Below are 4,169 nucleotides of genomic sequence, written 5' to 3' on the forward strand. Positions count from 1 at the left end.
TGCCGGTTCCCCTGGTGCGGGTCCAGGCTAAGGAACGTCCCCGTCCTCGGGTCCATGTAGCGCGCACGAAGCTGGTACAGCTCCGTCGTCCGGTCGAACCGTTCCCCGGCGTATTGGTAGTCGTTCTCCGTCACGCCCGTGCGCGACGTCGTCTCGCCCCACGCGTCGTACGTCCACGTGTCCGTCACCTGCGCCGACTCGTTCGCCAGCACCGCCTTCGTCCGGTTTCCGTTCGCGTCGTAGTCGTAGGCCGTGACGTTCCCCCTGGGGTCCTTCACCTGCGCCAGCTGGGACCTGTCATTGTACGTGAACTCCGTTCGGTTGCCAAGGGCGTCCGTTACCCGAGTCATCTGACCTGCGCCGTCGAGGTAAGTAAACCGTAGCCCGTACAGACGCTCTAAAATGGTATACGGTTACATATGCCGCCGTTTGTTGCCATGGAGTCCCAAACGCTATTTTTTTGTGGTTCCTCGCTTTTTTAAGTGGGTAAGTCAATCTGTAGCTTACCAGCGATGAGGTAAATCATCGAGATGAAGTTCTCCTTGCTCCTATAGCCCCTGGCCCTCGCCTTACAGGCCTGGATCAAGCTGTTGATCCCCTCAAGAATGCCGTTGTTGATATGGGACTCAAACCACTGAAGAACTCCGTCCCAATGATGCCTGATCGTGCGGGCTGCCCCAGCCATCGCGCTCAGCCGACTGTGCGTCGCCCAGAAATACCATTTCTTCAGTAACTGCTCCCCTTCTTCTCGAAGGCGAAATCTCTTGAAAATCTCCTGGAAACTCAGCTTCATCTGATAGGCTCGCGCGGTCTTCCGATTATGCTTCCTCAGGCTCAGTTCCCCTAGTCGCTCTTTTTGCTTCTCCGTCAGGCTTTGAGGGTTTTTCAGCCAAAGATAACGTGTGTGCGCCAGGCTCGGGTCCTCCTTGCGTTCCTCGCGACGGACGCTGTCCACCGCTTCGTTCACTGCCTTCATGACATGAAATTTGTCGAACGTCAGCTTCGCTCCGGGGAAGTGTTCCCGCGCCCCTTTGATGAAGGCTGGAGACATGTCGCAACACATCCGCTCGATGTTTTCACCTCGGCCGCCGTGTTCCTCGAGAAATGTCTTGAATCGACCCAAAGTACTCGAGTCCTTGCCCTCTGTGACGAAGATAACCTTCGACGTATCCAGGTCCACGAAGACAGAGACATAATCGTGCCCTCGCTTGCTGGAGGTCTCGTCGAATCCGACACTGCGGACCCGCGACAGCTCCATCCGCTCGAGGGCCTGTTCCGTGTAATGCCTGACCACACGCCAGAGGCGTGTGTCGTGCATGTTCAGCTCCTTCGCCAGGGCCTTGATGGGCATGGCTGGAGCCAGGGACAGGACCAACGCCTCGAAAAGCAAAGTGAACCCGCTGCCCTCTCGCGCCCAAGGGACAGGAATCAGGTGGACGCCACAAGCGTCGCAGTGGACCCTTGGGACCCTGGCCGTGAGATAGGCCTCATACTGAAAAAAATTGAGATGCCGCCAGGTTTTTGTAGCTGTATCGTGAACTTTTCGACCCTCTGCCCCGCATTCGGGACAGGTGAATTTAGAGCCTTTTTGAAAGTCCAAGTGGATATCAAGCCTCTTAGCTGCAGGGTCCAACTCCAGAGATTTGACAAACCACGGCGATGATAGACCAAGCGCTATTTGAAACAGTTCGATGTCCTTCATAATGGTCCAAAGATATCATAACGGTAGCTTTTTATAATCCAACCACTCCTTATAGCGAGGAGCCTTTTTTGTCAAGTTACCGGAACTCAAGATTGATCATTCGTGTGTCGTTTGCTTTACTGGCTCGCTTTTTCCAGGCGTTTGAGCGTATCCGTCCCTTTTAGTCTCTCGTTCATCTGCGCGTGATCAATGGCCCGATTGCCTTTATTGTCTTTCAGACCAACATCTGCACCGGCATCAAGCAACGTCTCGACGATACTGGGAGAATTCCACCTTGCGGCCAGCATCAACGCCGTCATGCCGTCCTCGTCCTTCGCGTTCATGTCTGCCCCGATATCGAGCAATGTGCTGACGACGTCAACGCTGGGGGCATCCCCCCATGCAACGTGCATCAGTGCCGTCATACCGTCCTTGTCCCTCGCGTTCACGTCCGCACCGGCTTCAAGCAGTGCGTTGACGACTTCGGAGTCGGGGCTATTGCTAACAGTGTGCATCAGCGCCGTCATACCGTCCTCGTCCTTCACGTTCACGTCCGCACCAGCATCAAGCAGTACATTGACGATATCGACGCTAGAGGCATCTCGCCACGCAGTGTACATTAACGACGTCATACCGTATACGTTTTTTTCGTTCACGTCCAAGCCGGTCGCAAGCAACTCGCTGAGGAGATTTAAGCTGGAGTTGTCCTGCCATACGGCGCGCATCAGCGCTGTCATGCACTCCACAGCCTTTTTAGGGTCCTGGTAGGCCTTATTAGTAGTGATCTGAGGGGTTCCTTCATAGGAATCCAAGTACTTTTTGATCGAGAGTGTCTTTCGAGCATTGTTCCTTATACACGATGTGTTTTCAATGTCAGACACATTTCCCAATGACTCTAACATATCTGCGGCAACAAACATATTCTTCGACAAAGCAAGGAAGCGGAGAGGGTCATTCCTCTCATAGGCCGATTGAATCATCACGGGATCGTTTGTTATCTCAAGACACCTCAACTCAATCAGTTTTTCAACATCCGGGCGATGTTTCTTGGAATAGAAATAAAACAGTATTTGCTCCTTTTCAGGATCATCTGGTTTAAGCGAACTCAGTTGCTCCAATAACGCATCGTAATAATACTCGCAAAGGAAGCCAGCAAAATCCTCTGAAGAATATTTGGTCTCGTCATCAAAATCCGAAGGATAATATTCGCTTTGCCCATAGTATCGTTTTGCTAATGTAAACAGCGCTTCTTCTGCATATGGGATCAGTTTTTTCAATTTTTCATCGTCAAGGCGCTTATGTGCCAAGGAAACCAATGCAATTTTATTTCTTAAAAGATAGTCAAATACGTTGCGAGTTAAAGATTTTTCCGATAAATAATCAAGCAGATTATTCCAAAAGGATTCTCTTTCCTTTTGTTTATGTAACTTAGATGCAACATTCAAGAGCAGCTTCTCGTCAACGATATCTGGCGTTATACCACAAGCGGAGAGGTCGCAGTTGTTTTCATAAACCCATTGATCGTCGCTGACAATTTGCTTTAAGTACTCCGCTAATTTCATCTCTACCACCTTATATCTCCGGCTCCGGCTAATAAACAAAATGTGGTCCACCAAGGCATTTTCCTCCTGGCAGACCACCCTAAAATGATGTTTTTATTGACCCGCGATAAATTTTAGAAGATCATCCAAGTGTTTTTTTACAACTTTTCTTTGCTGAGCTGTTAAATTGTACCCTTTTAAAGGATTTCCACTTATGTCTATTTTTGACATACGCCCCTTACCGTACACATGAAAATGTAGAGGATCGTGATCTCCCGGGTAGTATTCAATCTTAACATCGTTTTCTTTTACTACACACCTATTATGCACCAACACGCCACTTCCGACGAAGTAGGAGTGGAAATCCTCGACCTCGAGGTTGTACACGGGGATGGGCTTGTCCAGCTTCTCCAGCCTCAGGCCCGTTACAATCCCCGCGTCGCCGGAGATGGCATGGATGCTGTCTCCAACCGAGAGGTCGCCCGCAGCAACCCAGCCCTTGCCCACGACATAGAACGGATGGCTGGTCGTCGCGTCGACGACACCCCGGCTCGTCTCGATATGCAGAAGCTCGTCGTTCTCCCGCACGAAGACCTCTTTGACTGCCTTCAGCGCCCTCTCGCCGGTCTCGATGTTGTACGACCACACACGGTCTCCGGCCCGGATTTCATCGATGCGCTTGAAGCCCGTCTCCGTCGCCACCGGCGTGTCCCCGTCGAAGCAGCTCGAGAACAGCGTGATGATGTCCAGCGCGATATTCAGACCGGCCTCCAGCATCCCCGCAACGTCGTTCTTCTCCTTGGCCTTCAGGAACGCCTCGGCGTTCCCCTTCACTCCGTACGCCGCAAGCGCCTTCGTCAGGATCTGCATCGCAAGATGCGACTCGCAGACGCCCATCAGACTCATGAACGACACCATGCCGTTCGACAGCGCGTGCAGAAATTCCT

General features: G+C 51.8%; 4 protein-coding genes. All 4 read right to left on the reverse strand.

What is annotated here, in order from left to right; all coding sequences use genetic code 11:
* Positions 1–350, reverse strand: a 350-nt coding sequence (locus EII26_RS12615; protein WP_199735223.1) for an RHS repeat-associated core domain-containing protein, incomplete at its 3' end; no start/stop codon positions are given.
* Positions 351–478: 128 nt separating this feature from the next.
* Positions 479–1,702, reverse strand: a complete 1,224-nt coding sequence (locus EII26_RS12620; protein WP_124889511.1) for an ISL3 family transposase — start codon at positions 1,700–1,702, stop codon at positions 479–481.
* A gap of 116 nt (positions 1,703–1,818) precedes the next feature.
* Positions 1,819–3,294: an ankyrin repeat domain-containing protein gene (locus EII26_RS12625; protein ID WP_233572755.1), complete on the reverse strand. Its 1,476-nt coding sequence runs from the start codon at positions 3,292–3,294 to the stop codon at positions 1,819–1,821.
* A gap of 42 nt (positions 3,295–3,336) precedes the next feature.
* A partial coding sequence (locus tag EII26_RS12630; RefSeq protein ID WP_148092575.1) for a polymorphic toxin-type HINT domain-containing protein occupies positions 3,337–4,169 on the reverse strand: 833 nt, incomplete at its 5' end.

The sequence above is a fragment of the Fretibacterium sp. OH1220_COT-178 genome, assembly GCF_003860125.1.
In the GTDB taxonomy this organism is placed as follows: domain Bacteria; phylum Synergistota; class Synergistia; order Synergistales; family Aminobacteriaceae; genus CAJPSE01.